Raw genomic sequence first — 25,971 nt, forward strand, 5'->3', positions numbered from 1 at the left:
GCAGACAACGATGAAACGCGAATTGCTGGCCATACTCCGCTGTCCCCATTGCCGCGGCGAACTGCATGTGGCCGGAAGCGGGGAGCAGGAGGGAGAGTTCGAGGACGGCGAACTCAGCTGCGTCGGCTGCCGCCGTCATTACCCGGTGGTGCAGGGCGTGCCGCGCCTCTTGTTGCAGGACGGCCTGGTGGCCAGGACCCGCAGCGGCTTCACCTACCAGTGGAACAAGCGGCAAACCGGCCGCGCCGAGCGCCGCGCGGTGGTGTACGGCTACGAGATAGGCAAGTTCATGGACTGGTTCGTCGGCGAGTTCACGCCCGGCCTGTCCGCGCGCGCGTCCGGAGCCTGGCTGCTGGACGCCGGCTGCGGCAGCGGCGAGAAGGCGCGCGAGCTGGCGCGGCGTTTTCCGCAGCACCAGGTGGTGGCGATAGATCAGTCCAACGCCATCGCCCGCGCCGCCTGGGAAAACCGCGATCTGCCCAATCTGCATTTCGTCCAGGCCAACGTCTGGTTCCCGCCGTTCGCCAATCACAGCCTGCAGTTCGCGATGAGCATAGGCGTGCTGCACCACACGCCGGACACGCTGCGCGCCTTCCGCGCGATCGGCGCGCTGGTGGCGCCGGGCGGCGACTTCATGACCTGGCTGTATCCGCTGCCGGAGGAGGACAGCTTCTGGGCCGGGCTGTACCGCCAGCGGGACAGCCATTTCCTCAAGCTGGGCCACCGGCTTCCGCACTGGATGACGATCGCGCTGTGCCACGCCTATATCGCCGTCTTCTTCCCGCTGGTGCTGCGCTTCCTCAAAGCCCAGTACCGGGTGAACAAGGACCGCTTTCCCATCTATCCGGACCGGCCGACGCTGGGCGAGCTGTACCGCAGCTCGGTGTTCCTGTCCTTCGACAACGTGATGCCGCCGCACCAGTTCCGCCACGGCAGGCCCGAGGTCCGCGGCTGGTACCGCCAGCATGGCTTCGGCGCGGTCAACGACCGCTACCCGGGCTTTTTCCACGCGATACGCGGCCACGCCGCCTGATTACCAACGGAGGAGACTGCAATGAACGACGCCACCGTCGCGCTCGAGGCCGCGCTGGAGGACAAGCTGCGCGACTTCCTGGTCCGGCTGCTGAAGCTGGACGAAGACCAGCCGCTGCCGGCCGACGCCGACCTGATCAACCAGATCGGCCTGGACTCCATCGAGGCCTTCGACGCCATCGCCACGCTGCACGAGTTGCTGGACGCGGTGATCCCCGAGAACTTCAACCCCAAGGTGGTCAACAGCATACGCACGCTGGCGCGCTACGTGCTGGACGCCTTCGGAGATGGCGCGGCCCGCCGCTTCATCGAGCTGGATCTGGAAGCGGTGACGGCCTTCGATGTCGAGGAGGACCTGTAGCCGTGGCGGCGCGGCAATTCTCCGGCGAGGAGCTGGCGGCGCTGCTGCCGCACGCCGGCGACGCCTTCTTCCTCAGCGACGCCGAGGTGGATGGCTGGAAGGCCAGCGGCGGCGCCAGCTGGCGGGCCGATCATCCCCACCTGCGCGGACACTTTCCGGGTGAGCCCATCGTGCCCGGCGTCTACCTGCTGGAAGCGGCCGCGCAGCTGGCCGGGGTGGCGATACGCTGCGGCGCGGAGGACTGGACGCCGGAAACGCTGGGCGTGCTGGCCGGGGTGCGCAAGTCCTATTTCCATCGTTTCGTCCGGCCGGACGAGCGGGTGGATTACGCGCTGGAGGTGAAGCCGACGCCGGGCAGCGCGATGTACGCGGTCAGCGGGCTGGGCGAGGTGGGCGGGGACAAGGTGCTGACCGTGGAATTGACGATAGCCGGCGTGCGGCGCTAGCGCGGCGGCGGGAGGGGGCATGGACAAGCGAAGAGTGGTGATCACCGGCATCGGCGTGGTGTCGCCTTACGGAGCGGGTTTGCAGCGCTTCTGGCAGGCGCTGGCGGGTGGCGAGAGCGCGCGGCGGCCGATACAAGGCTTCGACGCCTCGGTTTACCGCAGCGCTCAGGGCGGCGAGGCGCCGGCGGAATTGCTGGAGGATGCCGGCGCGCGCGCGGGCTGCGGCGACCCGGGCGAGGACAGCGCCTACTTTCTGGAGCTGGCCGCCGCAGAGGCGTTGCGGGACGCCGGCCTGGGGCCGGTATTCGATGACGCCGACCGCGTCGGCTGCGTGCTGGGCACGCTGTGCGCCGGCATGCGCAATATGCGCGAATACGGCGCCGCCTACGAGGCGGGGCGGCCGTCGCCGGTGGCGGCGGAAACGATACCGGCCCATTACCAGCTGGACTTCCTGGCGCGGCGGCACAATCTGACCGGACCATCGTCGCTGGTGTCCACCGCTTGCTCGTCCACCACCGACGCGCTGGGCTACGCCTTCGACCTGATACGCGGCGGCGAGTGCGACCGCTGCCTGTCCGGCGGCGGCGACGTGCTGGCGGAGATGATACACGCGGCCTTCAACGGCCTGTATTCGATCACCACGGGCGAGCCCAGGCCGTTCGACAGCGAGCGCGACGGCTTCTTCATCGGCGAAGGCGCCGGCCTGTTCCACCTGGAAACGCTGGAGTCGGCCCGCGCGCGCGGCGCGCGCATCCATGCCGAGATCCTGGGCTACGGCCTGTCCAACACCGGCCACCACCTGACCGCCACCTCGGAAGACGGCGCCGGCGAGGCGCTGGCGATACGCCGCGCGCTGGACGACGCCGGCCTCGCGCCGGCGGACATCGACTACATCAATTGCCACGGCACCGGCACCCGCCACAATGACGCGTCCGAGATCCGCGCGATCAATCTGGTGTTCGGCGACGCCGCCGAGCGGCTTCACATCAGCTCCAACAAGGCCTCGATCGGACATTGCATGGGCGCGGCCGGCGCGCTGGAAGCGGCCGCCACGGTATTGGCGCTGGAAAGCGGTTTGATTCCGCCGACGCTGCACACCCGCGGCGACGAGGCGGAGCTGCGCAGCCGCCTGGTCGGGGCCGAGGCCAGGCCGGCTGCGCTGCGGCGGGCGCTGTCGCAATCGTTCGGCTTCGGCGGCGCCTGCTCCTGCATCGTGTTCGGCCATTACCGGGGGGATGGACATGCGTGACGTGGCGATTACCGGCATCGGCGTGGTCGGTCCGCATGGCGTGGGGCTGGATGGCGCGCTCAATGGCCGCTTCGTGTTCTCCGCCTGGCCGGAGGCGGCGTCGCCGCCGCACGCCGAGTCCCTGATCGCCAGCGTCGGCGATTATCCGCGCACCCGCTATTTCAACGAGCGCGCGCTGCGGCTGATGGACAAGCCGATGATGCTGGCCAGCTTCGCCGCCGGATCGGCGCTGGAGGACGCGGGCTACGGCGACGGCGAGGCGCCGGAAGACTGCGCGACGCTGTTGGGCACCGCGCGCTCCGAGCAGACCTCGGTGCACAAGTTTTCGCTGCCGCTGCTGCAGGGGCGGCCGGAGCGGATCAATCCGGCCGAATTCCCGCTGGTGGCGCGCAATATCGCCTGCGGCCAGATGGCGATCCGCTTCGGCCTGCGCGGCCCCAGCTCGGTGCTGGCTTCGGGGCCGCTGGCTTCGCTGCAGGCGGTGGCGCGCGCCGCCGGCCTGATCCGCTCAGGGCGAGCCCGGGTCGCGCTGGCGGGCGGCGTGGAGGCGTTGTCGCGCTTCGCCTTGCGTTTCTGCCGCGATTATTACGGCGACGCCGCGCTGGCCGGCAGGCCGGCCTTCTTCGGCGAACGGGGCGGCGGGCTGATCCCGTCCGAGGGCGCGTGCATGCTGGTGCTGGAAGACGCGGAGCACGCGGCGGCGCGCGGCGCGCGCGTCTACGCCAGGCTGGGCGGCTGGCATGCCGGCCGGCTGGGCCGGGGCGACGCGGTCCAATCGCTGCTGGACGGCTGGCGCGGCGCGGCCGACGCCGAGCCGGCCCTGCTACTGCCGGGCGCCGGCGGCGCGGGCCGCGATCACGAAAAGCTGGAGACGCGGGCCTTGCAACGCTGGCTGGCGGAGCGCGCCGGGCAGCCGTGCAAGCTGCTGGCCGCGCGGGCGCTGGCGGGGGAGGGCGAGAGCTGGAGCGGCGCGCTGCAGGTGGCCCTGGCCGCCGCTTCGCTGGCAAGCCGTCGCGCGCCGGCCACGCCGGACGTGGCGGCGGACGCCGATCCGGCGCTGGCGCAGGCCGCCGGCGGCGGCGCCTTGTCGGACGACGCCGCCGCGCTGGTGTTGGGCAACGACGCCGCCGGCGCGTTCTGCGCGCTGGGGCTGCGCCGGTGAGCGCCGTTGTTTTCGCGCTGCGCGCCGGGGCGCGGCGGCCATATGGAGAATCCGAATGAGTGAACACGCACTGCCGCTCGCCTTGCGCAAGGCGGCGCTGGTCACCGGCGCGGGGAGGGGCATAGGCCGCGCGATCGCGCTGGAGCTGGCCGGCCGCAAGCTGCCGGTCTTCGTCAACTACCGGCTGGACGGCGCCGCGGCCGAGGACGCCTGCGCGGCGATCCGGGCCGCGGGCGGCGAGGCCTATCCGATTCGCGCCGACGTGTCCAACCGCGACGCGGTGGCGGCGATGTTCGCCGACATCCGCCAGCGCGGCTTCTGGGTGCAGACCCTGGTCAACAACGCAGGCATCGTCCGCGACGGCCTGCTGGCGATGATGCCGGCCGACGACTGGAGCGCGGTACTGGGCAGCAATCTGGACGGCAGCTTCCACTGCGCGCGCGCCGCGCTGCAGACGATGATGAGCCGCAAGAGCGGGCAGATCGTCAACATCGCCTCGGTCGGCGGCATGCGGGCGCAGGTCGGCCAAGCCAATTACGCGGCGGCCAAGGCCGGCTTGCTGGCGCTGACCCGCGGCCTGGCGCGCGAGGTCGGCCGCTACGGCATACGCGTCAACGCGGTGGCGCCGGGCTTCATCGACACCGACATGCTGACTGAAATGAAGGCGTCGGACAAAGGCGCGGCGCTATTGGAGGATGCCCGCGCCAGGCAAATTCCGCTGGCGCGCTTCGGCAAGCCGGAGGAGGTGGCGCAGACCGTCGGCTTCCTGTGTTCGAGCGCGGCCAGCTACATCACCGGCCACGTGCTGGTCGTCGACGGAGGGCTGTGTGCCTGAAGCCCGGCCCTTGCTCGGCCAGCTGTTCTCGCCCATCCGGCTGAATAGGCTGCGGCTGCCCAATCGGCTGCTGATGAGCTCGATGCACCTGAACCTGGACGAGTGCGACGACGCCTGGCAAAGGATGGCGGCGTTTTACGCGCTGCGCGCGCGGGAGGGCGTCGGGCTGATCGTCAGCGCCGGCTGCGCGCCGGACGAGGCGGGCAAGACCACCAAGGGCGGCTTCGCGCTGTGCCGCGACGACGAAATAGAGCCGCACCGGCTGATCACCGGCGCGGTGCATGAAGTCGGCGGCCGCATCGCGCTGCAGATTCTGCATTTCGGCCGCGAGGCCTTTCACGGCGGCATGGTGTCGTCGTCGGCCGAGCGGCTGCCGTCCAGCGTATTCACGCCCAGGCCGCTTGGGGAGGCCGAGATCCAGGCGACCATCGCCGCCCACGCCGATTGCGCGGCCCGCGCCGTCGCCGCCGGCTACGACGCGATCGAGCTGCTGTTCGGCCAGGGCTTTCTGGTGCACCAGTTCCTGGCCCCGGCCTGCAATAAGCGCACCGACCGCTGGGGCGGCGGTTTCGACAACCGCGCGCGGCTGGCGGTTGAAATCGCCGCCGCGGTGCGCCGCCGCGTCGGCCCGGATTTTCCGCTGATCTTCCGCCTGCCCTGCATGGATCTGCTGCCTGACGGACTGGACGCCGAGGAGTCGATGGCGCTGGTCGGCAAGCTGCTGCCCTACGGCATCGATCTGCTCAACGTCAGCATAGGCTGGCACGAATCCGAGGTGCCGACCATCGCGATGGCGGTGCCGCGCGCGGCTTTCGCCGACGCCGCCCGCTTGGCGCGGCGGCGTTATCCGCAACTGAAGCTGGCGGTCAGCAACCGCGTCAACGACCCGCGCGACGGCGAGGCGCTGCTGCTGGACGGCTGCGCCGACGTGATCGCGATGGCGCGTCCCTTTCTGGCCGACCCCGCGCTGGCGGGCAAGGCCGCGGCCAACCGCTTCGACGAAATCAACGCCTGCATCGCCTGCAACCAGCGCTGCCTGGACCACGTGCTGACCGGCCAGCCAGTCGGCTGCAGCGTCAATCCGGATTGCGGCCTGCCGGACGAAGGGCGCTACCCGCCGCTGCCGCGGACGCTGGAGGTGGCGGTGGCCGGCGGCGGCATCAGCGGCATGGGCGCGGCCTTGTTCCTGGCGCGGCGCGGCGCGCGGGTGACGCTGTTCGAGGCCGAGGACGAGTTGGGCGGCCAATTGCGGCTGGCCGCGCGCATTCCGCAAAAAGAGGAGTTCGCCGCCACCATCCGCCATTACCGCGGCGAGCTGCTGCGCGCAGGCGTGGCGGTGCGGCTGGGCTGTCGTTTCGACGCGCGCGCGGTCGACGCCGCGCGCTGGGACCACGTGGTGCTGGCGCAGGGCGCCGCGCCGCGCCGGCCGGAAGGCGTGCCGGGGTTGGGGCTGCCGCATGTGCGGGACTACGCCGAGGTGCTGGAGCAGGGTTGTCCGGTGGCGTTTCCGGTGGTGGTGATCGGCGGTGGGGGCATCGCCTGCGATCTGGCGAAATACCTGGCGGCCAAGCGCGGCGAGTTGACCCGTGGCGCCCGGGCCTACCTCGCGCGGCGCCTGCCGGCGGAGGCGCTGGCGCCGTATCTGGACGGCGGCGCGGACGATGAGGCGCCGGCGATCACGCTGCTGCAGCGCTCCGGCCGCAAGTTCGCTCACCGCGTCGGCCGCACCACGCGCTGGATATTGATGGACGCGCTGCGTCGCGAGGGCGTGCGGCTGCTGAGCCGGATCGACGTCGTCGAGATCACCGGCGACGCGGTGATCGTGCGCGAGCGCGGCGGCGCGGCGCGCAGCCTGCCGGCGCGCAGCGTGGTGATCGCCGCCGGCCAGGCGCCGCGTCCGGGGCCGGAGGACGCGCTGAGGCGGGCCGGCATTCCCTGCACTGTGCTGGGGGCGGCCGACGGCGGCTTCTCCGGCGTCAATCTTGCCGCGGCGCTGGAGGCGGCTTACCGGTTTGCGATGGAGCTGACATGAACACGATGCGGGCGGTGGTATGGGAAGGGCCGCAGCGGCTGCGGCTGGCGACGCTGCCGCGGCCGGCGCTGCTGGAGCCGGACGACGCGCTGCTCAGGGTCACCCACGCGTCCACCTGCGGCACCGATCTGCACATCTACCGCGGCGCGGTGCCGGGTTTCGAGCCGGGCACGGTGATCGGGCACGAGTTCGTCGGCGAGGTGGCGGCGGTGGGGCCTGCGGTGAAGCTTTTGCGGCCCGGCCTGCGCGCGGCCTGCGCCGATTTCATCGCCTGCGGCGCCTGCGCGCAGTGCGCGGCCGGGCGGCACGCCCAGTGCGGCGAGCGGCGGTTGTTCGGCTTCTCCGGCCTGCAGCCGCGGCTGGACGGCGGCCTGGCCGAGTACGTGCGGGTGCCGCGGGCGGATGTCGCGCTGACGCCGCTGGCCGCTGGCGCGGATCCGCGCTTGGGCCTGTTGTCCGGCGACGTGATGCCGACCGCGCTGGGCGCGCTGCAGCGTCTGGCGCTGGCGCCGGGCGAGCGCCTGGCGGTGGTGGGGGCTGGTCCGGTAGGCGTGCTGACCGCCTGGCTGGCGGCGCGCCGGGGCGTCGAAGTCTTGCTGCTGGAAGCCAATCCCGCCCGCGCGGCGCGCGCGCTGTCCGGTGGGTTGGCGGTGGCGGAGATCGCGGCCGGGCAGCCGCTGTCGGACGCGGGGCCGGGCTTGGCCGGCGTTTTCGACGCCGCGGTGGACGCGGTGGGCGGCGAGCGCGGCTTGAAGACCGCGCTGGCCGCGCTGAGGCCGCGGGGCCGGCTGGTCGGCGCGGGATCGCAGGCCGGCCGTTTCGAACTGGACTGGGGCGCGCTGATGCAGCGAGAGATTTCGCTGCAGTTCGTGATCGGCGATCCGATCGGCCTGCGCGGCGAAGTGGAGGCGGCGATGGCCGACTGCGCGCCGGCGCTGGAGCTGATGTTTTCCGACAGATTGCGCCTGGACGAGGTGCCAGACTACTTCGCCGCGCTGTGCCGGCGCGAGCGTTTCAAGGCCTTGGTCGAGGTGGCGGGGGAGGCGGCATGAACAGGCGGAGTGGGAGAAAGCGGCTGGCTTTGATCGGCTGCGGCGCGATGGGAACGGCGCTGGGACTGCGGCTGCTGGGCCTGAGCTGGGAGGTACGGGTCTATAACCGAAGCCCGGAGCGGACGGCGCCGTTGCGGGACGCCGGCGCCAGCGCGCATGCGACGCCGGCCGAAGCGGTGGCCGGGGCCGACTGGGTGGCGACGGTGCTGACCGACAGCGCCGCGCTGCGCGCGCTGCTGTTCTGCGATCAGGGCATCGCCAGCGTGCCGGCCGCCGGCCGCCGCCTGGTGGACCTGGGCACCCATCAGCCCGCCCAATTGGCCGCGCTGGGCGCCGAATCCGCGGCGGCCGGCTGGCCGCTGGTGGAGGCGCCGATGACCGGCAGCGTGCACGACGCCAGCCACGGCACCCTGCATTTCCTGGTGGGCGGCGCGGAGGAGGACGTAGAGTGGGCGAGCCCGCTGCTGTGGGCGCTGGGGCGCGGCGTTCACCACTTGGGCGGGTTGGGCGCGGGCAATACCGCCAAACTGGCCTTGAACCTGCTGGTGGGCGTGATGGCGGGCGGGCTGGGCGAGGCGATCGCGCTGCTCCGGGCGCACGGCCTGGCGGTGGACAGCTTTCTCGACGCGCTGGACGGCAGCGGCCTGGCCTCGCCCTTGTACCGGCGGCTGGGGCAGCGCTATCTGGACGGCGACCACGCGCCGCGTTTCTCGCTGGCCAATCTGGAGAAGGACCTGCGCTGGGAGTGCGAGCACGCGCTGGCCAGCGGCCTGCAGCCCAGGCTGGCGCCGGCGTTGTGCCGGCTGCTGGGGCCGCTGACCGAGGAGGCCAAGCGCCGCGACTACTCGGCCTTGATCGCCCACCTGGCCGGCGAGCCATCCTGTTGAATCCTTTGTCATGGTTGTTGAATTTATTAAATGATATATTCATTAACAGCCATGCCGACTTTCCCTTTCGAAAAACGAGCGAGCGCTTCATGAGTACAGCAGTCAAACCATCGGCAAGCGGACCCATCGTCGAGCTGCAGGACGCGGGCCGCACCTTCCTGCTGGGCGAAACCCGGATCGAGGCCTTGCGCCACGCGTCGCTGGCGGTCCAGCCCGGCGACTTTCTGGCGATCTGGGGGCCGTCCGGCTCCGGCAAGTCCACCCTGCTCAACCTGCTGGGCCTGATCGACAGCCCCAGCTACGGCCGGATGCTGTTCCGCGGCCAGGATGTCGCCGGCCTGGACGACAACGCCCTGTCCGACTACCGCAGCCGCGAGATCGGCTTCGTGTTCCAGAACTTCAACCTGATCCCGGTGCTGTCGGCGCTGGAGAACGTGATGCTGCCGCTTTACTGCCAGCGCATTGCCAAGGCCCAGGCCAGGGAGCGCGCCCGGACGTGGCTGCAGAAGGTGGGATTGGAGGCTTTCGCCGATCATCCGCCGGAAAAGCTCAGCGGCGGCCAGCGGCAGCGGGTGGCGATCGCGCGGGCGATGGTGACCGAGCCCTCGCTGGTGATCGCCGACGAGCCGACCGCCAACCTGGACTCGCGCACCAGCCGCGAGGTGATAGACCTGATGCAGGCGCTGAACCACAAGACCGGCGTCACCTTCGTGCTGTCCACCCACGATCCCAGGCTGCTGGCGCGGGTGTCGCGCCATCTGGCGCTGCGCGACGGCGAGATCGCCGAGGCCTCCTACGAGGAGAGCATGCTGAAACTCAACGCGGAGAGCCTGACATGAACCCCATCGTGATGGCGTGGCGCAATCTGCTGCGCAACCGCCGCCGCAGCCTGGTCACCCTGTTGTCCATCGCCTTCGGCATCGCCGCGCTGGCGCTGTTCGCCGGCTATACCCAGACCATCTACACCGGCCTGGCCAATCTCTCCATCCACGGCGAGATGATAGGCCACCTGTCGGTCAACAAGCGCGGCTGGCGCACCGAGGGCAAGCTGCATCCGGCGCGCTACCTGCTGACGCCGGCCGAGATCGCCAAGGTGGACGCCATCGTCCGCAAGCGCCTGCCGCAGGGCCACGTGCTGCCGCGGATGGGGCTGGACGGCATGATTTCCAACGGCCGCAACAGCACCATCTTCATCGCCGAGGGCATAGACCCGTCCGCGCTGCAGCTGATACTGGGACCGCTCAGCGGCGTGCACCGCAACATCGTCGCCGACAAGCCCAACGGCGTGTCGGTCGGCGAGGCGCTGGCCGCGGTGCTGGGGCTGAAGCGCGGCGGCGAGGCCTCGCTGCTGGTCGGCACCATCCATGGCCAGGCCAACGCCGCCGACGTCGAAGTCAACGACGTGATCAATACCGGCAACACCGCCACCAACGACAAGTTCCTGCTGGTGCCGCTGCAGCTGACGCGGTCTCTGAAGGACGTCGGCGAGCAGGCCGAGTGGCTGACGGTATTGATCAACACGCCGGCGAAGGCCGGCGGCCAGCTGGACAAGGGCATGCTGGCGATGCTGACCACGCCGGCGCCGGACGAGGCCACTACTATCGCGCTGCGCGACCGGCTGCAGGCCGATTTCCAGGCCGCCGGCCTGGACCTGGAAGTGCGCACCTGGCAGGACATGTCGCTCTACTACAAGCAGGTGAAGAATATGTATGACCTGATCTTCACGCTGCTGTTGGGCATCGTGCTCGCCATCGTGGTGCTGAGCATCGCCAACGCGATGAGCATGAGCGTGCTGGAGCGCACGCGCGAGATCGGCACGCTCAGGGCGATGGGCTACCGCCGCGTCCGCGTGGTGGGGCTGTTCATCGCCGAGGCCTGCCTGCAAGTGGTCTTGGGCTGCCTGCTGGGGCTGCTGCTGTTCTGGCTGGCCAGCCACGCGGTCAACGGCGCCAACATCCAGTACGTGCCGCCGGGCAACAGCGTCAGCGTGCCGCTGTACATCGATTTCGATCCGGCCCGGACCGTGTTCGCGATGCTGCTGCTGGGCACGCTGAGCATCGTCGCCGCCTGGCTGCCGGCGCGCAAGGCGTCGGGCCAGCAGATCACGCTGTCGCTGGCGCACAGCTGAGAAAGGGGAGCGCATGAAAACGATGACGATGGCGGCCGGCCTGCTGCTGGTCGGCCTGATCGCCGCGCCGGCGGCCATGGCGGCGCCGGACGCGCAGGAGCTGCTGCGCCAGTCCGATCAGGCGCGCGGCGGCGATCTGCCGGGGCTTGCCTGGGAGGTGAGGCTGGCCAACAGCGGCAGCGCCAGCGAAGACTTGCAGCCGATGCGGCTGGACGTGCGGGCCAACAAGACCGCCAGCCTGGCCGAAGTCAGGGAGCCCTTGAGCAACAAGGGCTCCAAGATGCTGCAGGTGGACCGCAATATGTGGCTGAGCAAGCCCGGGCTGAAGAAGCCGGTGGCGATCTCGCCGCGGCTGCGGCTGTCCGGCCAGGCGGCGATAGGCGACATCGCCGCCACCAATTACGCCAAGGACTACGCGGCCAAGCTGCTGCGCGAGGAGACGCTGAACGGCGAGCCCTGCTACGTGCTGGACTTGAAGTCGGCCAACAAGCAGAGCACCTACGACCGCATCGTCTACTGGGTGTCGGAAAAGCGGATGGTCGGCGTGCAGGCGCAGTTCTACAGCCTGTCCGGCAAGCTGCTCAAGCAGGCCAGCTTCCAGTACGACAACACGGTCAAGGTGGGCGGCAAGAGCATTCCCTTCGTCAGCGCCATGCAGATCAACGACGCGCTGACCGACGCCCGCACCACGCTGAAGTACGGCGAGCTGCGGGTGAAGACCTTCGCCGATGCCGAATTCCAGGTGGACAATCTCTGAGCGCGGCGCGGCCGGTCTGGCCGCGCTGCTGCTGTGCGCCGGCGTCCACGCCGCCGAAGGCGACGGCGGCGAGGCGTGGCGGACAGACGCCAGCCTGGAGACCTGGCTATACGGCGACGCCTACCGGCTGACCTCCCCGGCGCCGCTGCCGCAGAGGCAATACCACGCCGAGGGGCGGCTGGACCTGACGCTCAGGCGCGACGCGCTGCGCGTGGAACTGGCGCCCAGGCTGAGCTGGCTGCGCGCCTGCCCGCCCGGCGGCGCGGATTGCCGCAGCGACGGCCAGGCCAGCCTCAACCAGGGCTATTTCAGCCTGGCCAGCGGCGGCGAGCAACTGGCGGCCGGCCGCGAGAAATTCAGCTGGGGGCCGGCCAATTTCCGTTCCCCCAGCAATCCTTTCTACTTCGACAGCGGCCGGACCAATCCGCTGGCCGACACGCCCGGCATCGATCTGGCGCGCTGGACCCACAGCGGCGGCGGCTGGCGGCTGACCTCGGCCTACGTGTCCGATACCCGGACCCTGGCCCAGCCCAGGCAGCGGGACACCGTGCTGTTGAAGCTGGACCGGCAGGGCGACGATTCGCTGGCCAGCCTGGTGTTCAGCCAGGCGCGCAGCCAGCGCCAGGGGCCTTTTCTCGGCGCTTTCGCCCAGTACACGCCCGACGACGCCTGGCTGCTTTACGGCGAGGCGTCCGCCCAGCGGCGCGGCGCGGCGACGGCCGCGCGCTGGCTGGGCGGCGCCAGCTACACCAGCGCCGCCGGCCGGGTGTGGTCGGCCGAATACCTGTTCAATGGCGACAACGGCGCGGCCACGTCGCAGGCCGATCCCGCGGCGCTGCGCGGCCGCCATTACCTGTGGGCCAGCGTGCAGAGCAACCCGCAGGAGTTGGAGCGCTACTGGCGGCTGGAGTGGACGCGCAACCGGGACGACCATAGCCAGGGTTGGACGCTGTACGGCGAGCGCCGGCTGCAGCCGCGCCTGTCCGGCTTCGCGATGCTGATTCTGGGCGAGGGCGGCGCCGGCAGCGAGCTGGGGGGCTTCTACCGCAGCGGCGTCACGCTGGGTCTGAAGCTGTTTCTGCTGTAAGCGCCGGCGTGTCCGGCTCGGCATGGCGCAGGCCGGGATGCCTGCGCCTGGATGCTGGGCGGAGGCGGGGGCTAGAGCAGCTTGGAGCCGATCAGGCGGTTGAACAGCGAGCGCGGGATCTTGCGATGCAGGCCGTGATGGACCAGGAATGCCTTCAGCGTCTGCAGCCGGGCCTGCTCGATGCCGAACTTCTCGCACAGGTAGTTCTTGCACTTGATCACCGAGTCGGTGGTGCGCGGCGCGTTGCGCGGCCGGTACTTGTCCATGAAGGCGGCGATCTGCTTGAACTCCCAGTTCAGCAGCAGCAGGAAGCAGACCTCCTGTTCGTATTCGGTCAGCGTCACGCCTTCCAGGCTGCTGTAGGGCGAGCCCTGCTCCAGGCTGCAGCCGGCGCCGAACTCGAGCACGTAATTGGGGATGATGTTGAGGAAATTGCCTATTTCGACGTCCTGGCCGCTGTAGATGGTGCCGAGGATCGACTGGCTGGGGTGGTGGACCAGCATGTGCTTGTTGAATACGCGGGCCTTCAGGCCGTCGGCGTATTCGTGGATGTTCAGCGTGGCGATCTTGCGCTCGATTTTGCCGCCGCGCATCAGCGACAGATCCTCGCTCACATAGCTGTCGGCGAATTCGGCGGTGCCTTCGCACGGCATTTCGCAGTCCAGCCGGCCGGAGACGTCGCCGCCCTGTTTCAGCGCCACGATCCTGGCGTAGGCATCGGTGGAGATCAGGTGCCGGGAATGGATGTCCTTGGCGCCCAGCATCATGTCCGAGCTTTTGGACAGCATTTCTATCGATTGGCGAAATCCGGCCAGGAAGCTTTTGTGCTCGTCGGTGAATTGATCCGGGGCCAGCATGGCGTACGTCATCGGCGATATTCCTTTTCAGGCGGCGGACGGGATCGGGGAGCAGACGCCGCATTGCCCTTTTCACTCGGGAATGGCTCGCTCTGGGCCCGTTCAGATGGAAGCTGGACATTCTAATGGGTCAAGCGGCCTCGGCATTCTGGGCCTGTCCAAGCGGCCATGCCGCGGCAAGGAGGAGCGCGCTGCGCAAACGGATTGGCAGGCGCGGCGGCGGAACGGGAAGGGCGGACCGTGCGCCGAGGCCTGGCTTGGGGAGCGCTCGCGCTCAGGCCGCCAGGCGCGCTGCCTGCTGAAAGCGCAGGCAGTAGGACAGCTGCAATTTGAGCCGGCACAGCGTCAGACAGTCGTTCGACCAGCCGCGGGGCGGGCCCGGCGCGCGCAGTTCCTCGTCCGTCAGACTGGACTCCAGGCTGGCGATCTGGCTGCGCAGCGGGGCGATGCGGGCCAGCCGCAGCTCCAGCAGCACTTTTTCTTCCGGATGCTGGCGGCCGGCCAGGGCGGCGGCGCGGACCTGCCAGTAACGGGGGTCGTACCACGGACCGGTGCCGGGCGGCAGGTCCCGGTAGGGAATGTGCTCGATATAGGGCAGATAGAGATCGCCATGCCAGACGGCGTCGTCCTCTATCATGCCGCATAGCTGCAGCAGCAGGTTTTCCTGGCGCAGCGACCAGCCGGACGCGGATACGAAAACCATGGCCTCGGGCAACAGGTGGAAACCTTGATGTTCCAGCATGGAGCGCAGCGGATCGCTCAGCTTGCCGCGCGCGTAGATTCTCAGCCTGTCGTCGTCCGGCGAGTAAGTGGCGGTCAGAGGTTTATTCATTTTCCACTCCCCTTGTTTCACGCGCGGCGCTGGATGGGCTGGCGAGCCAGGATATTTGGTTTTGTCGCTGGATTTTGCCTTGTTGTCCTACGAGGAGGAACTCCAGTTTTCTGGAGGTTGGCGGTTATCGGGTGATAAGCGGAGGCGATTGTTATTGATTCGAATAATCCGCTATTGAAAATTCGAATCGGCGCCATTCCCGGTGCGGCATCCGCTGGCGATGGGCAAGCCCGTCGATGCCGGGCCGCCGAGGCGCTAGGATTGGCCGTTTTCCAGCCGGGCTGACGGTTTGGCCAGATAAAACCATTCCTGGCCGGCCTGGGCCCGGGGATTGGGAAACACGATGCGGGCATCGTCAGGCGCCGTGACCGGACTGCCGTCGGCGCGGCGGCCGATCAGCTCGCCCTGGCGGACGCTGTCGAAGCTGCTCCAGGCGCGGGCGAAACTGTCGGCGTCGTCGCGCTTGTCCACCACTTCATAAAGGCTGAGCAAGGCCATCGGCTGCGGGGCGGGATCGGGCGCGTCCACCATGCCGAGGTGGGCCAGGGTGTTGAGGATCGCGCGGTAGGCGATCTCCGGCGCGGCCGGATCGTCGTGGCGGCCGCATTCCAAGGTCAGCGCCCAGCCGCCCTGGCTGCGCATGTATTCGGTGGTGCCCACGCCGTAGCGCGGGTCGGCGTTGAGCTCGGCCAGCGCCGCGTCGCCGGCCGGCGACTGCCGCCGCCGCTCCACGCCCAGCGCGTAGGTGGACAGCCAGCCGTCCACCGCGTCGGCGACGCCCAGCCGCCGCGCCAGCGCTTCCTCGCGGGCCGCGTGGACGAACGGCTCCAGCTCGCCGTCGTTGTCGGCGGGGCCCAGGAACACGAACGGTTGTCCGGGCGACTGGAAGGAATGCAGATCGAGCAGGACCTGATGCTCGGCCAGCAACGGGCACAGCCAGTTGGCGACATGGTCCTCGTAGTCCCGCGGATGATCGCAGGGCGCGAGATTGCGGTTCAGGTTGCGGTCGCCGCCGCGCTGGCCCAGCCGGTAGGCCAGCGGATTGGCCACCGGCACCAGGGTCAGCTGTCCGGCGCGCAGCGCCAGCGCCCCCCGTTCCAGCTCCGCCATCGCGCGGCGGATGGCGATGGCGCCGCACACTTCGTTGCCGTGCACCGCGCCGGTGATGATCAGGGAGGGGCCGTCCGGCAGCGCCTGGTAGCGGTGGCAGGCGAAGGCCTGCGGCCAGCCCGGGTTCACTTGAGCCATACGTCCTCGAAATCGAAAGAGCCGTTGGGGTTCATGATGAAGCCCTGCACATTGGCGCGCAACGGGATGTAGATCCGGGAGTGGGCGATGGTGATCCATGGCCGCTCGCGCTTGAAGATTTCCTGCGCCTTCAGATAGTACGGCGTCCGCTGTTTTTGGCCGGTGGTCTGGCGGCCCAGCTGCAGCAGTCGCTCGAACTCGGCGTTGCAGAAGCGTTGGCCGCCCTTGCTGACGCTGCAGGACAGGCTGTTCCACAGGAAGTCGTCCGGGTCGCCGGAGTTGCTGGTGAGGCCCGACATGTAGACGTCGTGCTCGCCGGCGCCGGCGCGTTTCAGATATTCGCCCCACTCGTAGGATTGGATGTTGGCCTTGACGCCGATGCGGGCCCAGTCCTGCTGGATCATCTGCGCCATCAGCTTGCCGTTGGGATTGGTCGGGCGCTGCACCGGCAAGGCCCACAGGTTGACGGTGAAGCCGTTGGGGTAGCCTGCCTGGGCCAGCAAGGCCTTGGCCTTGGCCGGATCGTATTCGTTGCGGGTTTTGGGGTTCCAGCTCCAGGTGGACGGCGGGAAGGGGTTCACCGCCTGGGTGGCGCCGCCCTTGGGGAACAATGCCTTGAACAGCGCGTCGCGGTTGATCGCGATGTCCAGCGCCACCCGCACCTCGCGCTTGGAGAACTGCGGCCGCTTCAGGTTATAGGCCAGGTAGGAGATGTTGCTGGCGCCGGTGGCGGCGATCTTGATGTTTTTGTCGCCGGAGAGCGCGTCGAGGTCGGACTCGCGCACCGCCGCGGCCACCTGGCATTCGCCGGCCTTCAGTTTCTGGATGCGGACCTGCGGGTCGGCGACGATGGCGAACACCAGGCTGCGGGTTTTCTGCGGCTTGCCCCAGTACTGCGGGTTGGCCTCATAGCGGACGATGGCGTCCTTGGCGTAGCTCTTGAAGCGATAGGGGCCGGTGCCCACCGGCAGCAGGTTGATCTGCTGCGGCTTGCCCGCCTTCAGCAACTGGTCGGCGTATTCGGCCGACTGCATGCCGGCGAAGCCCATCGCGAAGAAGGTGAGGAAGGGGGCGTTGCGCGCTTTCAGCCGGATCTGGAGGGTGTGCTCGTCCACTTTCCGCACCGATTCGATCAGCTTGGACAGGCCATAGCCGTCCGGTCCGGTCAGCGGGGTCTTGAAGGCCTGGTTGAAGGGAAGGTCCGGCCGTATCCAGCGGTTGATGGTGAAGACCGCGTCGTCGGCGGAGAAGTCCCGGCTGGGCGTGAAATAGTCGGTTTGATGGAACTTGACGCCGCGGCGCAGTCTGAACGTATATAGTAGTCCGTCATCCGATACCGACCAGCTTTCCGCGAGGCCGGGCCGCAGCGCCACGCCGCCGCGCTTGAATTCGACCAGGCCCTGGAACACCGGCTTGGCGATGTTGTAGGTGGTGGCGCTGTCCCACATCGCAGGATCGAAGCCTTCCGGCGAGGCTTCCGTGCAGAACACCAGCGGTTTGGCGGCCAGGGCCGGGGCGGGCAGCGCCGCGGCCAGCAGGGCCGCGAGCGGGAGCAAGGACGAAGGGCGGGGCAGGGTCATCTCGGTTTCCTGTATGGGTATTATTCGTTCCGAGCCTACCATGGTCCAAGGTCGGAGTCGGATCGTCTTCACAGTATCGCTCAAGCGCCGGCTTGCCGGATTTGCGGCAGGTCAGCGGCGAGGGAGGAGCCATGGACGCAACCATCAGGCTGGAAGAGCTGGCAAGCCATCCCGAATACTTGTCCATCGAGGGCATGGCCGGCGTCAGGCTGGACCTGCGCTACGCCAGCGCCGACAACTTCGTCGGCCGGGATCTGTACGGCCCGTCGGCGCGGGCGTTGCTGCATAGCGCGGCCGCAGAACGGCTGGCCCGCGCCGCGGGCGAACTGGCCAGCCGCCGGGCCGGGCATCGGCTGCGCGTTTTCGACGCCTTGCGGCCGGGCCGGGTGCAGCGGGTGCTGTGGGATATCGTCAAGGACACGCCGCAGCGCATTTACGTGGCCGATCCGGCGCGCGGCTCCATCCACAGTTTCGGCATGGCGGTGGACATCACCGTCGAGAACGAGGCGGGGCGCGAGCTCGACATGGGCACCGGCTTCGATGACTTCACCGAGCGCGCGCAGCCGCAACAGGAGGCGGAGATGCTGGCCAGGGGGCTGCTCAGCGACACGCAACTGGCCAATCGCCGGCTGCTGCGCGGCTGCATGGAGGCCGCCGGCTTCCGCGGCATCGCCACCGAGTGGTGGCATTTCGAGGCGGCGGACCGCGACTGGGTGCGCGCGCATATGCGGCTGATCGAGTAGCGGACGCGCTGGCGCCGCCTAGGATCGCGTCTAGGCGAAAACAAAACCGCCCGGCATCGCCGGGCGGTTTCTTCATGCGCTTGAGGCGGCTAAGCGCCGGCGTCCATGCCGCCTTGCGTATTGACGTAGCGGTAGCTGGGCCCGGCGGTTTTCTCGCTGCCCGGCGCCACCGGCGTTTCCATCAGGCTGACCGCTTGCACCTTGAGGTCGTACATCAGGCCGATGGCGGTGTCGATACGCCTGGGCTCGCCGTTGAAGGCTTGATGCAGCGCGTTGAGCAGGCTGCTGTAGCTGTAGGCGAAAGCCTCCATCCTCACCTTGGCCTGGGTGTTGTCCTGGTAGTCGTAATCCTGCGGGTTGGACACCATCGGATACACGCCGGCCGGGTCGTAGGGGACGTCCGCTCCGGCGTATGCGTAGCCGCCGTCCGGCGTGGCCACGATGCGTTTGCCGTAGTAGATCTCGCCGTACTTGTAGTAATGCGCCGGGTTGTCCGGCGACTGGTTGGGATTGGTGCTGGTGCCCTCTCCTTCCACGATGATGATGTTGATGGCGTGCAGGGCGCTGGCCACGTCGGTGATGGGAAACAGCCGCTCCGCAGAGAACCAGCCCAGCACCTGGAGGGGCACGGTGGCGGGTTTGAAGATGCCGTCGCCCAGCAGCTTGATCTGCTGCTTGATCGCCTCGTAGAACTCGCCGATGGTGGCGTAGTCCGGTTCCTCCTCCGCGAGCTTAGGCGTCTCCACCGGAACCGGGTCTTCCGGCTCCTCGATCACCATGAAGGTGTTGAACACCAGCTCCTTGGAGAAAGGCTCGATGCCGACGATGAAGCCCTCACCGCCGATCGACATCGGCAATGGCCCCGGATACTTGGGGATGAACTGCGGCGTGTTGATCTGCGGATGTCCGCCGATGGCGATCAGGATGTTGCCGGCTATGCACATGTGCAGCATTTCCTGCATCACGATGCTGTGGATCAACTGGCGGATCTCCTCGTTGTAGCCGGGCTTGAGCGAGAAGATCGCGGTCAGATAGGGCGGGATGGTGGCGTGCTCCAGCTCCACCGCGTTTTGCAGGTAAACATGCAACTCGGCCGCGGTTTTGGCGGCGCGGATGCCGTGGATGATGCTGCGTTGCAAACGAATCATGGCCTGTTCTCCCTCAATCCTGAGACGGCGCGGCTTTGCGCTGCGCCTGGCGTTGCATCACCACCGCGGTCTTGCCGGCGACTTGCAGTGCGTCCAATGTCACCGCCACCGCGTCGGCATCCACCTCTTTGGGCGCGGCCGGCGCGGCGGCCTTGAGCGGAGGAGACCCTTTGAGCGGCTTGCCCTGCGCGTCGGTCTGATCCAGCCACTTGAGGATGATGGCTCGCTTGTCGTCCGACAGGTCGCGCGTCACCGGCATGTGGTTGGGATCGCTCAGCGGCAGGCGGAACGCCAGTTTGAGAATGTCGAGGTGGCGCACCACCGAGTCGTAGTCGCCCAGATCCACCACGTGCTTGCTCATGATGGGATACAGGTTGCCGTACTGGACGAAAATGGGACGGATGTCGTCGTACCAGGTGGGGTGATCCGGCATCGGCACGCGGTCGAAGGCCAGCACGCTGACGAAGTTCCAGTAATTGCTGACATAGCCCTGAGGCTGCTGTTGCAACTGGTAGCCGATGCCGTACAGCTGGCCGTCGATATAGCCGCGCGGATTGCCCGGCCCGGCCGGAATCGCGCCGATCACCGCCTTGCCGTAGCCGCTGTCGTTGGTATGGAAGGAGGCCGGATACTGCACGGCGTCCGCCGGCACGCTGATCTTGGGCGGCAGCACCGGCTTGTTGTTCGGTGGCGACGGCGGCAGCGGCTGGCCGCCGCCCATCAGCGTGGCTCCGTTGGGCAGCAGCTCCACGTCGACCTGCGCGGATAGCGGCAGTCCGTAGCGGCTGGCGTAGAAGCTGACTGGAAGCTGCTGTCCGGCGTTCAGGCGCAGCACATGCTCGTCGGAACGCACATACAGACCATCGATGGACTCTTGCACCAGCACCTGGAACACATCGCCGGAGGGCGCGAGCAAGACCAGCGGACAGGACTTCAAGGCCGTCGCCGCGCCGGGAACGGCGGAGTAGTCGAAGTCCTGGATCGCCGCGGTCTGGCGATACCACGGCGACGGATCGGTGCCGGCCGCCGCGTTTTGCTGCGGCGGATCGTAAGCCACCTGGCCCAGCACGATGACCTCATCCTGGTCCAGATTGCCGCTGATCGGGGCGTGGGCCGGCGTTTTCAGCACGCCCAGCGTCAGCGGCCCCATATCGACGAAGGCGCCGCTGGCGTCGACGATGGGCAGCGCGTTGCCGAAGTCCGCGGTCAGCGTATTGCGTTCCGGGTGATTCTTGCACTGGAAGCTGTAGATGCCGCCGGACGGCACCATCGGATAGACATTGGGGTTGGGGTCCAGCTGCGCGGTCATTTGCCGGCCCAGGGTGAAATGTTTGGGCTCGCGCTCATGATAAGGGCCTATGGTGCCGACGATGTGGCCCTGGGTGTAGCGCGGAATGGAGGGATCGCGCCCGTAGCCGAACAGATTGAATTCGATGGACAGCAAGCCGTTCTGGGTGGCCTGGCGCATGGCCTCCAGCACCGGGGACTGGATCTGGCCATTCCATTGCACGTTTTCCAGGATGGACTGGAAATTGGCGGCCAGCAGCTGATCGGAGCGCACGCCCTGCTGCTGGCGCTGCCACAGGTTCATGAAGCCCACCGGCTGCATGTCGCCGATGAACAGCGCCCGTTCGACGTCATTGGTCAGCCGCACCTGCATGGCCCAGATCTGCGACACCATCTGCTGTTGCGGGTCCAGATCCGCCATTTTGCCCGGCGCGCGCTGGTCGGCGTTTTCCATCGCCAAGCCGATGATGGGGTCCTGCGCGCTGCTGGTGATGGGCTTGCCGTTGAGGCTGGCGCCGGTCACGCTGCAGCTGACGAAGCGGAAGATGGCGGTGCCTTGCGGATTCCAGCCGCCGTCGCCGAATTGCTGGTATTCCTCTTTGAAGGCGTCGGAATCGTAATAGCAGACATTGTTGTTGATGGTGGACACGTCCGACTGGAAATAGCCGGAGAAATGGATGCGGGGCGAGTCTAGGTAACTCATGGCGTCTCCTTTACGGCTGCAGGGTGGCCCAGCTGGCGTCGGGCGGGGAATCGGCTTTGTCGGCGGCAGGCCCGCCGGCCTTGTCCGGACAATCGGTGGCGAACAGGCAGCACCACTCCGGTTTGGCGGGACACATTTCCGCCACTTTCATCCAGGTCTGTTTCGGATCGGGCTTTTGCGCGCGGAAATTCTGGTAGTTCTGGCTGACCATGGGCGCGTCCGGCGGCGAGCCGGGATCGCCGGAGAAGAAGAACGATTGCGGATGCCGGTACGGCGCCCCCTTGCCGCCGTCGCGCGTGGCTTGCTTGTAGAAGGCGTAGCCGAACAGGATGTCGCCGGGCTGAACCACGCGCGAGTAGGCCTGCAGGCTGTTGTCCAGATGCGAGCTTTGCTCGGCGTTGTACGGCAGGTGCTTGATGAAGTCGCGGCGCGGCGGGTGGTTGTCCAGCGAGAACTGGCAGCATTGCGGCGTGCCTTTGGGCCGATCCGCGTAGCGCAGGAAGTAAGCCTTGTTGCCCAGCGACACGAAGGAGCAGCTGTAGTGGTTGCTGCCGGGGAAGATCGGCAGGCAGCGCTTTTCATAATGCTCCATCATCGCGCCGCGGCCATCGCCGTCGGCCGGCACATAGCTGGAGTCGTAATAGCTGGCGCCGTAGGAAACTTCGTAATCCTGGCCTTCGGTCATGCCGGCCGGAGGCGAGGCGTAGGGCGGCGGATATTGCTTGATCGCGGCCTGGTTGAAGATGCGGTACATGGTCCAGTCGCTTATCCACCATTCGGGAAACAGCGGATTGCTGGGCTCGCCGGGCTTGCGCGGATAGACGCAGCTGCCCGGCAACAGACAGCCCACGGTATTGTGCACGCCGCCGGTGTAGTAGCTGTGGCGCGCGGCCGGCGTGCTTTTCAACGCCTTGAGCGTGGCTGGGGCCGACGCCTCCGGCATGTCGGCGGCCTGGACCCAGGCCGCGGCGCAGGCCAGAACCAGCGCGCTGCGGCGCGCGGCGGCGAAGACAGACTGTTGCAATGACATCGATCGTGCTCCTTGTGTGTAGGCAGACCCACGTCCCCTTGCCGCACAGCCATGCGGCGAGTCCGCATGGGTGGGCCGCTTCGAACACGCTCCGGGGCCCATGCTTGAGATCGCCACAGTCGATCCACATCGTATTGTTTTTGTTGAAATTAAATGCACGCAGCATCATTGCAAGTGTGGTTATAGTTGCCGGGTTTTAGGACGCAAAGGAAAATTTGGGATGTGAACAAAGGCGGCCCGGCGTTGGGCGTCTGTTCTGCTAGCTTGCGCGTGGAAGAGGGGCGAGGCTGCGCCCTGGCTTCACGTCGACGCCTATCGGGCGGCGCAAACCCAAAGGGCGTGGTGAATTATCTTGCCCCGGCGCTTGACCCGAACTTGGGGTGGATAGGATAATTTCTCGTTTTTTCAACTGCTTAGTTGTCGTCGCCATGTTCCAGGCACCCCGGCGCGATGGAGCGTTAGCGGCGTGCCGTGGCCAAGAGACGCCTGCGGCGGCCCCCAAGCGACGAAAACGGGCGAAAATCGGTCGGAATGAACAGTAACAAGATTGAACTCAATGGCGCTGAAAGCCGCGCCGATCAAGGAAATTCAGTGAGATTGCCGCCGCGCCGCCTGTCCGTCGCCCCCATGCTGGACTGGACCGACCGCCACTATCGCTACTTCGCCCGCCAGATCACTCGCCATACCTGGCTATATACCGAGATGGTGACCACCGGCGCGCTGCTGAATGGCGATGTCGCCCGTCATCTGCGTTTCGACGAGGCTGAACATCCGATCGCGCTGCAACTGGGCGGCTCCGAGCCGGCCGAGCTGGCAGTGTGCGCCAAGTTGGCTCAGGAATGGGGCTATGACGAAGTGAACCTTAATGTCGGCTGCCCGTCGGAAAGAGTGCAGAAGGGGGCGTTCGGCGCCTGCCTGATGGCGGAGCCCAAGCTGGTGTCCGATTGCGTTAAGGCGATGCGCGACGCCGTCGACATCGACGTTACCGTCAAGCACCGCATCGGCATCGACCGGATCGAGCATTACGATTACTTGCGCGAATTCGTCGACACCGTGGCCGAAGCCGGCTGCGGCACCTTCATCGTCCACGCGCGCAACGCCATCCTGAAAGGTCTGAGCCCGAAGGAGAACCGCGAGATTCCGCCGCTGAAGTACGACTACGTCTACCGGTTGAAGCGCGAGCGGCCTGATCTGGAAATCCTGATCAACGGCGGGGTCAAGACCAACGCCGAGATCGCCGAGCACCTGAAGCACGTGGACGGCGTGATGGTCGGCCGCGAGGCTTACCACAATCCCTGGCTGATGGCTGATTGGGACGCGCTGTTCTACGGCGATGCGGCCGCCGGTCCCGAGCGGGCGGCGGTGGTGGAGGCGATGATGCCCTATGTGACGGAGCGCCTGGGCGACGGCAGCAATGTCCGCCACATCGCCCGCCACATCCTGGGTCTGTTCCAGGGCTTGCCCGGCGCGCGCAACTGGCGGCGGATGCTGTCCGATTCCAAGCTCTTGGACGGCGCCGACGCCGGCCTGCTGCGCCAGGCCTACGAGGCGACGCTGGCGGGCCGCCGCGCCTGATCATCCGATGGCCGCCGACGAGCGGCTGTCTTCGCCAGGCGGCCCCGGCCGCCTTTTGTCATGGTTGTCATGCCCGGCGTGACTGTCTGGAGGTGGATCCCAATTGAAAAAGTTGCAAAAGCTGATGCTCGCCCTGTCGCTGTCTTCCGGCCTGGCCTGGGCCGGCCCCAATGACGTGCTGCATATCTACAACTGGAGCGGCTCGCTGTCCGACAACATCGTCAGGCAGTTCGAGAAGCGCTGCGGCTGCAAGGTGGTGCAGGACTACTATGGCGACAACGAGGAAATGCTGGCCAAGCTGGCCGCCGGCGCCAAGGGCTACGACATGGTGTTTCCCTCCAGTTTCGTCGTGCAGGCGATGACCAAGCAGAAGCTGTTGCAACCATTGGACCATCGCCAGATTCCGAATCTGAAAAACGTGGCGCCGGCCTATCTGTCGCAAAGCTACGATCCGGCCAACCGCTACACCATTCCCACCGTGCTGTCGCTGACCTCCGTCGGCTACAACGTCGAGAAGCTGAAGCAATTGGGCGTCGATCCCTCCAGCTGGTCGGTGATCTTCGATCCCGCAGTGCTGCGGAAGATCAAGGGCAAGGTGACGGTGCTGGACAGCTCGCGCGAGGTGTTCGCCGCAGCGCTGTTTTACCTGGGCAAGGACCCGAACCGGGCGACCGACGCCGACATGCGCGCCGCGCGCGACGTGATCAAGAAGGCCAAGCCGTACTGGGCGGCCTTCTCCAACGCCAGCTACCTCAAGCAGCTGGCGGTCGGCAATATCTGGGTGGCGCTCGGCTATTCCACCGAATTCTTCCAGGCCAGCGAGGATGCCCGCCTGACCAAGCGTCCGTTCCATATCGGCAACGCGCCGCAGCGCGAGGGCAACGAGCTGGGTGTGGATACCATGGCGATCACCGCCAGCGCCAGGCGGCCGGACCTCGCCCACCAGTTCATCAATTTCATGCTGGAAGGCGAAAATGCCGCCCAGTTGACCAATCTGAACGGCGCGACCAACCCGGTGGCCACCGCCAGCCCCTATTTCCGCGCCGATCTGAAGACCAGCCGGGTGATCAATCCGACGGCCGAGCAAGCGAAGAAATGGACGGTATTGCGCGAGTTGACGCCTGCCGAGCGCCGCGCGTTGGCGCGGATGTGGACGGAAGTGAAGGTCAGCCGCTAAGCTGGCGGCCTGGCCGGACGCCATCGACCCGGTTCGGCCGCATTCACGAGATAGAAAGAGCGAAAAGATGTTCGACCAACTGGTTCTCGCCAGCAACAACGCCGGCAAGCTGAAGGAATTCGGCGCGCTGTTCGCCGAATTGGGCGTCACTGTGCGAGCGCAGCGCGATTTCGACGTGCCGGAGTGCCCGGAGCCGCACCACACCTTCCTGGAAAACGCGCTGGAGAAGGCGCGCCACGCCAGCCGGCTGACCGGTCTGCCGGCGCTGGCCGACGATTCCGGCATCTGCGTAGAGGCGCTGGGCGGCGCGCCGGGCGTGTACTCGGCCCGTTTCGCCGGCGAGCCCAAGTCCGACGCGCGCAACAACGCGCTGCTGGTGGAAAAGCTGCAAAGCGAGGCCAACCGCCGCGCCTGGTACTACTGCGTGCTGGTGCTGGTGCGGCACGCCGACGATCCGCAGCCGCTGGTGGCCGACGGCATCTGGCTGGGCGAGGTGCGCGACGAGGCCACAGGCAGCGGCGGCTTCGGCTACGATCCTTACTTCTTCCTGCCCAGCCACGGCGTGACGGTGGCCGAACTGGACGCCGTCGAGAAGAACCGCGTCAGCCACCGCGGCCAGGCGTTGGCCGCGCTGATGGCCAAGCTCAAGGCGCTGGCATGAGCGTGGCGAATCGGTTTATTGCCCGCAACGCCCGGGATGCGAGATCGCGAAACCAAACGAGCGGCGACGAGATAGTACAAGTGGTACAGCGAGGAGCCGCGA

At 67.7% G+C, this 25,971-nt stretch carries 24 protein-coding genes; 17 read left to right on the forward strand and 7 right to left on the reverse strand.

Going from position 1 to position 25,971, the window contains the following annotated elements; all coding sequences use genetic code 11:
- Window positions 1-10 precede the first annotated feature (10 nt).
- The 13 genes from BKX93_RS17560 to BKX93_RS17620 all read left to right on the forward strand — a co-directional run bounded on the left by BKX93_RS17560 (window position 11) and on the right by BKX93_RS17620 (window position 13,028).
- On the forward strand, window positions 11-1,033 hold the full coding sequence (locus BKX93_RS17560; RefSeq protein ID WP_046159125.1) for a methyltransferase domain-containing protein: 1,023 nt from the start codon (window positions 11-13) through the stop codon (window positions 1,031-1,033).
- A 21-nt stretch (window positions 1,034-1,054) separates the two neighbouring features.
- Window positions 1,055-1,393: a phosphopantetheine-binding protein gene (locus BKX93_RS24815; protein WP_046159126.1), complete on the forward strand. Its 339-nt coding sequence runs from the start codon at window positions 1,055-1,057 to the stop codon at window positions 1,391-1,393.
- Window positions 1,394-1,395: 2 nt separating this feature from the next.
- On the forward strand, window positions 1,396-1,839 hold the full coding sequence (locus tag BKX93_RS24820; protein WP_070980748.1) for a 3-hydroxyacyl-ACP dehydratase FabZ family protein: 444 nt from the start codon (window positions 1,396-1,398) through the stop codon (window positions 1,837-1,839).
- A 19-nt stretch (window positions 1,840-1,858) separates the two neighbouring features.
- Entirely contained in the window at window positions 1,859-3,088 is a 1,230-nt protein-coding gene (locus BKX93_RS17575) for a beta-ketoacyl-[acyl-carrier-protein] synthase family protein (RefSeq protein ID WP_070980750.1), read from the forward strand.
- Complete coding sequence (locus tag BKX93_RS17580; protein WP_186009437.1) at window positions 3,081-4,250, forward strand: beta-ketoacyl synthase; 1,170 nt, start codon at window positions 3,081-3,083, stop codon at window positions 4,248-4,250. The genes BKX93_RS17575 and BKX93_RS17580 overlap by 8 nt, the downstream gene beginning before the upstream one ends.
- A gap of 55 nt (window positions 4,251-4,305) precedes the next feature.
- Entirely contained in the window at window positions 4,306-5,085 is a 780-nt protein-coding gene (gene fabG / locus BKX93_RS17585; RefSeq protein WP_046166395.1) for a 3-oxoacyl-ACP reductase FabG, read from the forward strand.
- The gene (locus BKX93_RS17590) at window positions 5,078-7,117 is read left to right on the forward strand and encodes an FAD-dependent oxidoreductase (RefSeq protein ID WP_083340594.1); all 2,040 of its coding nucleotides are present in this window, start codon (window positions 5,078-5,080) and stop codon (window positions 7,115-7,117) included. Before fabG ends, BKX93_RS17590 begins: the two co-directional genes overlap by 8 nt.
- On the forward strand, window positions 7,114-8,169 hold the full coding sequence (locus tag BKX93_RS17595; RefSeq protein WP_070980755.1) for a zinc-dependent alcohol dehydrogenase: 1,056 nt from the start codon (window positions 7,114-7,116) through the stop codon (window positions 8,167-8,169). Before BKX93_RS17590 ends, BKX93_RS17595 begins: the two co-directional genes overlap by 4 nt.
- Window positions 8,166-9,056 (forward strand): NAD(P)-dependent oxidoreductase, encoded by an 891-nt coding sequence (locus BKX93_RS17600; RefSeq protein WP_082106998.1) that lies wholly within the window; start codon window positions 8,166-8,168, stop codon window positions 9,054-9,056. The genes BKX93_RS17595 and BKX93_RS17600 overlap by 4 nt, the downstream gene beginning before the upstream one ends.
- Before the next feature lie 89 nt (window positions 9,057-9,145).
- Window positions 9,146-9,895, forward strand: a complete 750-nt coding sequence (locus tag BKX93_RS17605) for an ABC transporter ATP-binding protein (RefSeq protein WP_046159016.1) — start codon at window positions 9,146-9,148, stop codon at window positions 9,893-9,895.
- Window positions 9,892-11,184: an ABC transporter permease gene (locus BKX93_RS17610; protein WP_046166393.1), complete on the forward strand. Its 1,293-nt coding sequence runs from the start codon at window positions 9,892-9,894 to the stop codon at window positions 11,182-11,184. The genes BKX93_RS17605 and BKX93_RS17610 overlap by 4 nt, the downstream gene beginning before the upstream one ends.
- 13 nt (window positions 11,185-11,197) lie before the next feature.
- Window positions 11,198-11,941 carry an outer membrane lipoprotein-sorting protein gene (locus BKX93_RS17615; RefSeq protein ID WP_046159014.1) on the forward strand — a complete coding sequence of 248 codons (744 nt, stop codon included), beginning with the start codon at window positions 11,198-11,200 and terminating at the stop codon, window positions 11,939-11,941.
- The gene (locus BKX93_RS17620; protein WP_046166392.1) at window positions 11,913-13,028 is read left to right on the forward strand and encodes a hypothetical protein; all 1,116 of its coding nucleotides are present in this window, start codon (window positions 11,913-11,915) and stop codon (window positions 13,026-13,028) included. The genes BKX93_RS17615 and BKX93_RS17620 overlap by 29 nt, the downstream gene beginning before the upstream one ends.
- Window positions 13,029-13,099: 71 nt before the next feature.
- Here BKX93_RS17620 and BKX93_RS17625 read toward each other — a convergent pair whose 3' ends face one another.
- From BKX93_RS17625 to BKX93_RS17640, 4 genes are all read right to left on the reverse strand, one after another.
- Entirely contained in the window at window positions 13,100-13,897 is a 798-nt protein-coding gene (locus BKX93_RS17625; protein ID WP_046159012.1) for a hypothetical protein, read from the reverse strand.
- 262 nt (window positions 13,898-14,159) lie between these two features.
- A complete protein-coding gene (locus BKX93_RS17630; RefSeq protein WP_070980757.1) occupies window positions 14,160-14,717 on the reverse strand; it encodes a hypothetical protein in 558 nt (185 codons plus the stop codon).
- 255 nt (window positions 14,718-14,972) lie between these two features.
- Window positions 14,973-15,965 carry a M14 family metallopeptidase gene (locus BKX93_RS17635; protein ID WP_083340595.1) on the reverse strand — a complete coding sequence of 331 codons (993 nt, stop codon included), beginning with the start codon at window positions 15,963-15,965 and terminating at the stop codon, window positions 14,973-14,975.
- The gene (locus BKX93_RS17640) at window positions 15,953-17,545 is read right to left on the reverse strand and encodes an ABC transporter substrate-binding protein (protein WP_070980758.1); all 1,593 of its coding nucleotides are present in this window, start codon (window positions 17,543-17,545) and stop codon (window positions 15,953-15,955) included. Before BKX93_RS17640 ends, BKX93_RS17635 begins: the two co-directional genes overlap by 13 nt.
- 131 nt (window positions 17,546-17,676) lie before the next feature.
- Between BKX93_RS17640 and BKX93_RS17645 the strand changes: the two genes are divergently transcribed.
- Window positions 17,677-18,288 carry a M15 family metallopeptidase gene (locus BKX93_RS17645; protein WP_070980760.1) on the forward strand — a complete coding sequence of 204 codons (612 nt, stop codon included), beginning with the start codon at window positions 17,677-17,679 and terminating at the stop codon, window positions 18,286-18,288.
- Between the two features lie 89 nt (window positions 18,289-18,377).
- Here BKX93_RS17645 and BKX93_RS17650 read toward each other — a convergent pair whose 3' ends face one another.
- From BKX93_RS17650 to BKX93_RS17660, 3 genes are read right to left on the reverse strand one after another with little or no spacing between them, the layout of a single operon-like run.
- Entirely contained in the window at window positions 18,378-19,436 is a 1,059-nt protein-coding gene (locus tag BKX93_RS17650) for a ferritin-like domain-containing protein (protein WP_046166389.1), read from the reverse strand.
- 13 nt (window positions 19,437-19,449) lie between these two features.
- Entirely contained in the window at window positions 19,450-21,426 is a 1,977-nt protein-coding gene (locus BKX93_RS17655) for a hypothetical protein (RefSeq protein WP_070980761.1), read from the reverse strand.
- 10 nt (window positions 21,427-21,436) lie between these two features.
- Window positions 21,437-22,456 carry a hypothetical protein gene (locus BKX93_RS17660; protein ID WP_070980763.1) on the reverse strand — a complete coding sequence of 340 codons (1,020 nt, stop codon included), beginning with the start codon at window positions 22,454-22,456 and terminating at the stop codon, window positions 21,437-21,439.
- Between the two features lie 627 nt (window positions 22,457-23,083).
- Here BKX93_RS17660 and dusA point away from each other — a divergent pair.
- From dusA to rdgB, 3 genes are all read left to right on the forward strand, one after another.
- Window positions 23,084-24,031 carry a tRNA dihydrouridine(20/20a) synthase DusA gene (gene dusA, locus BKX93_RS17665; RefSeq protein ID WP_483294889.1) on the forward strand — a complete coding sequence of 316 codons (948 nt, stop codon included), beginning with the start codon at window positions 23,084-23,086 and terminating at the stop codon, window positions 24,029-24,031.
- 103 nt (window positions 24,032-24,134) lie between these two features.
- Window positions 24,135-25,208: an ABC transporter substrate-binding protein gene (locus BKX93_RS17670; protein WP_083340596.1), complete on the forward strand. Its 1,074-nt coding sequence runs from the start codon at window positions 24,135-24,137 to the stop codon at window positions 25,206-25,208.
- 67 nt (window positions 25,209-25,275) lie between these two features.
- A complete protein-coding gene (gene rdgB / locus BKX93_RS17675) occupies window positions 25,276-25,869 on the forward strand; it encodes an RdgB/HAM1 family non-canonical purine NTP pyrophosphatase (protein ID WP_070980767.1) in 594 nt (197 codons plus the stop codon).
- Window positions 25,870-25,971 lie beyond the last annotated feature (102 nt).

The sequence above is a fragment of the Chromobacterium vaccinii genome (assembly GCF_001855275.1).
GTDB classification, from domain to species: Bacteria; Pseudomonadota; Gammaproteobacteria; order Burkholderiales; family Chromobacteriaceae; genus Chromobacterium; species Chromobacterium vaccinii.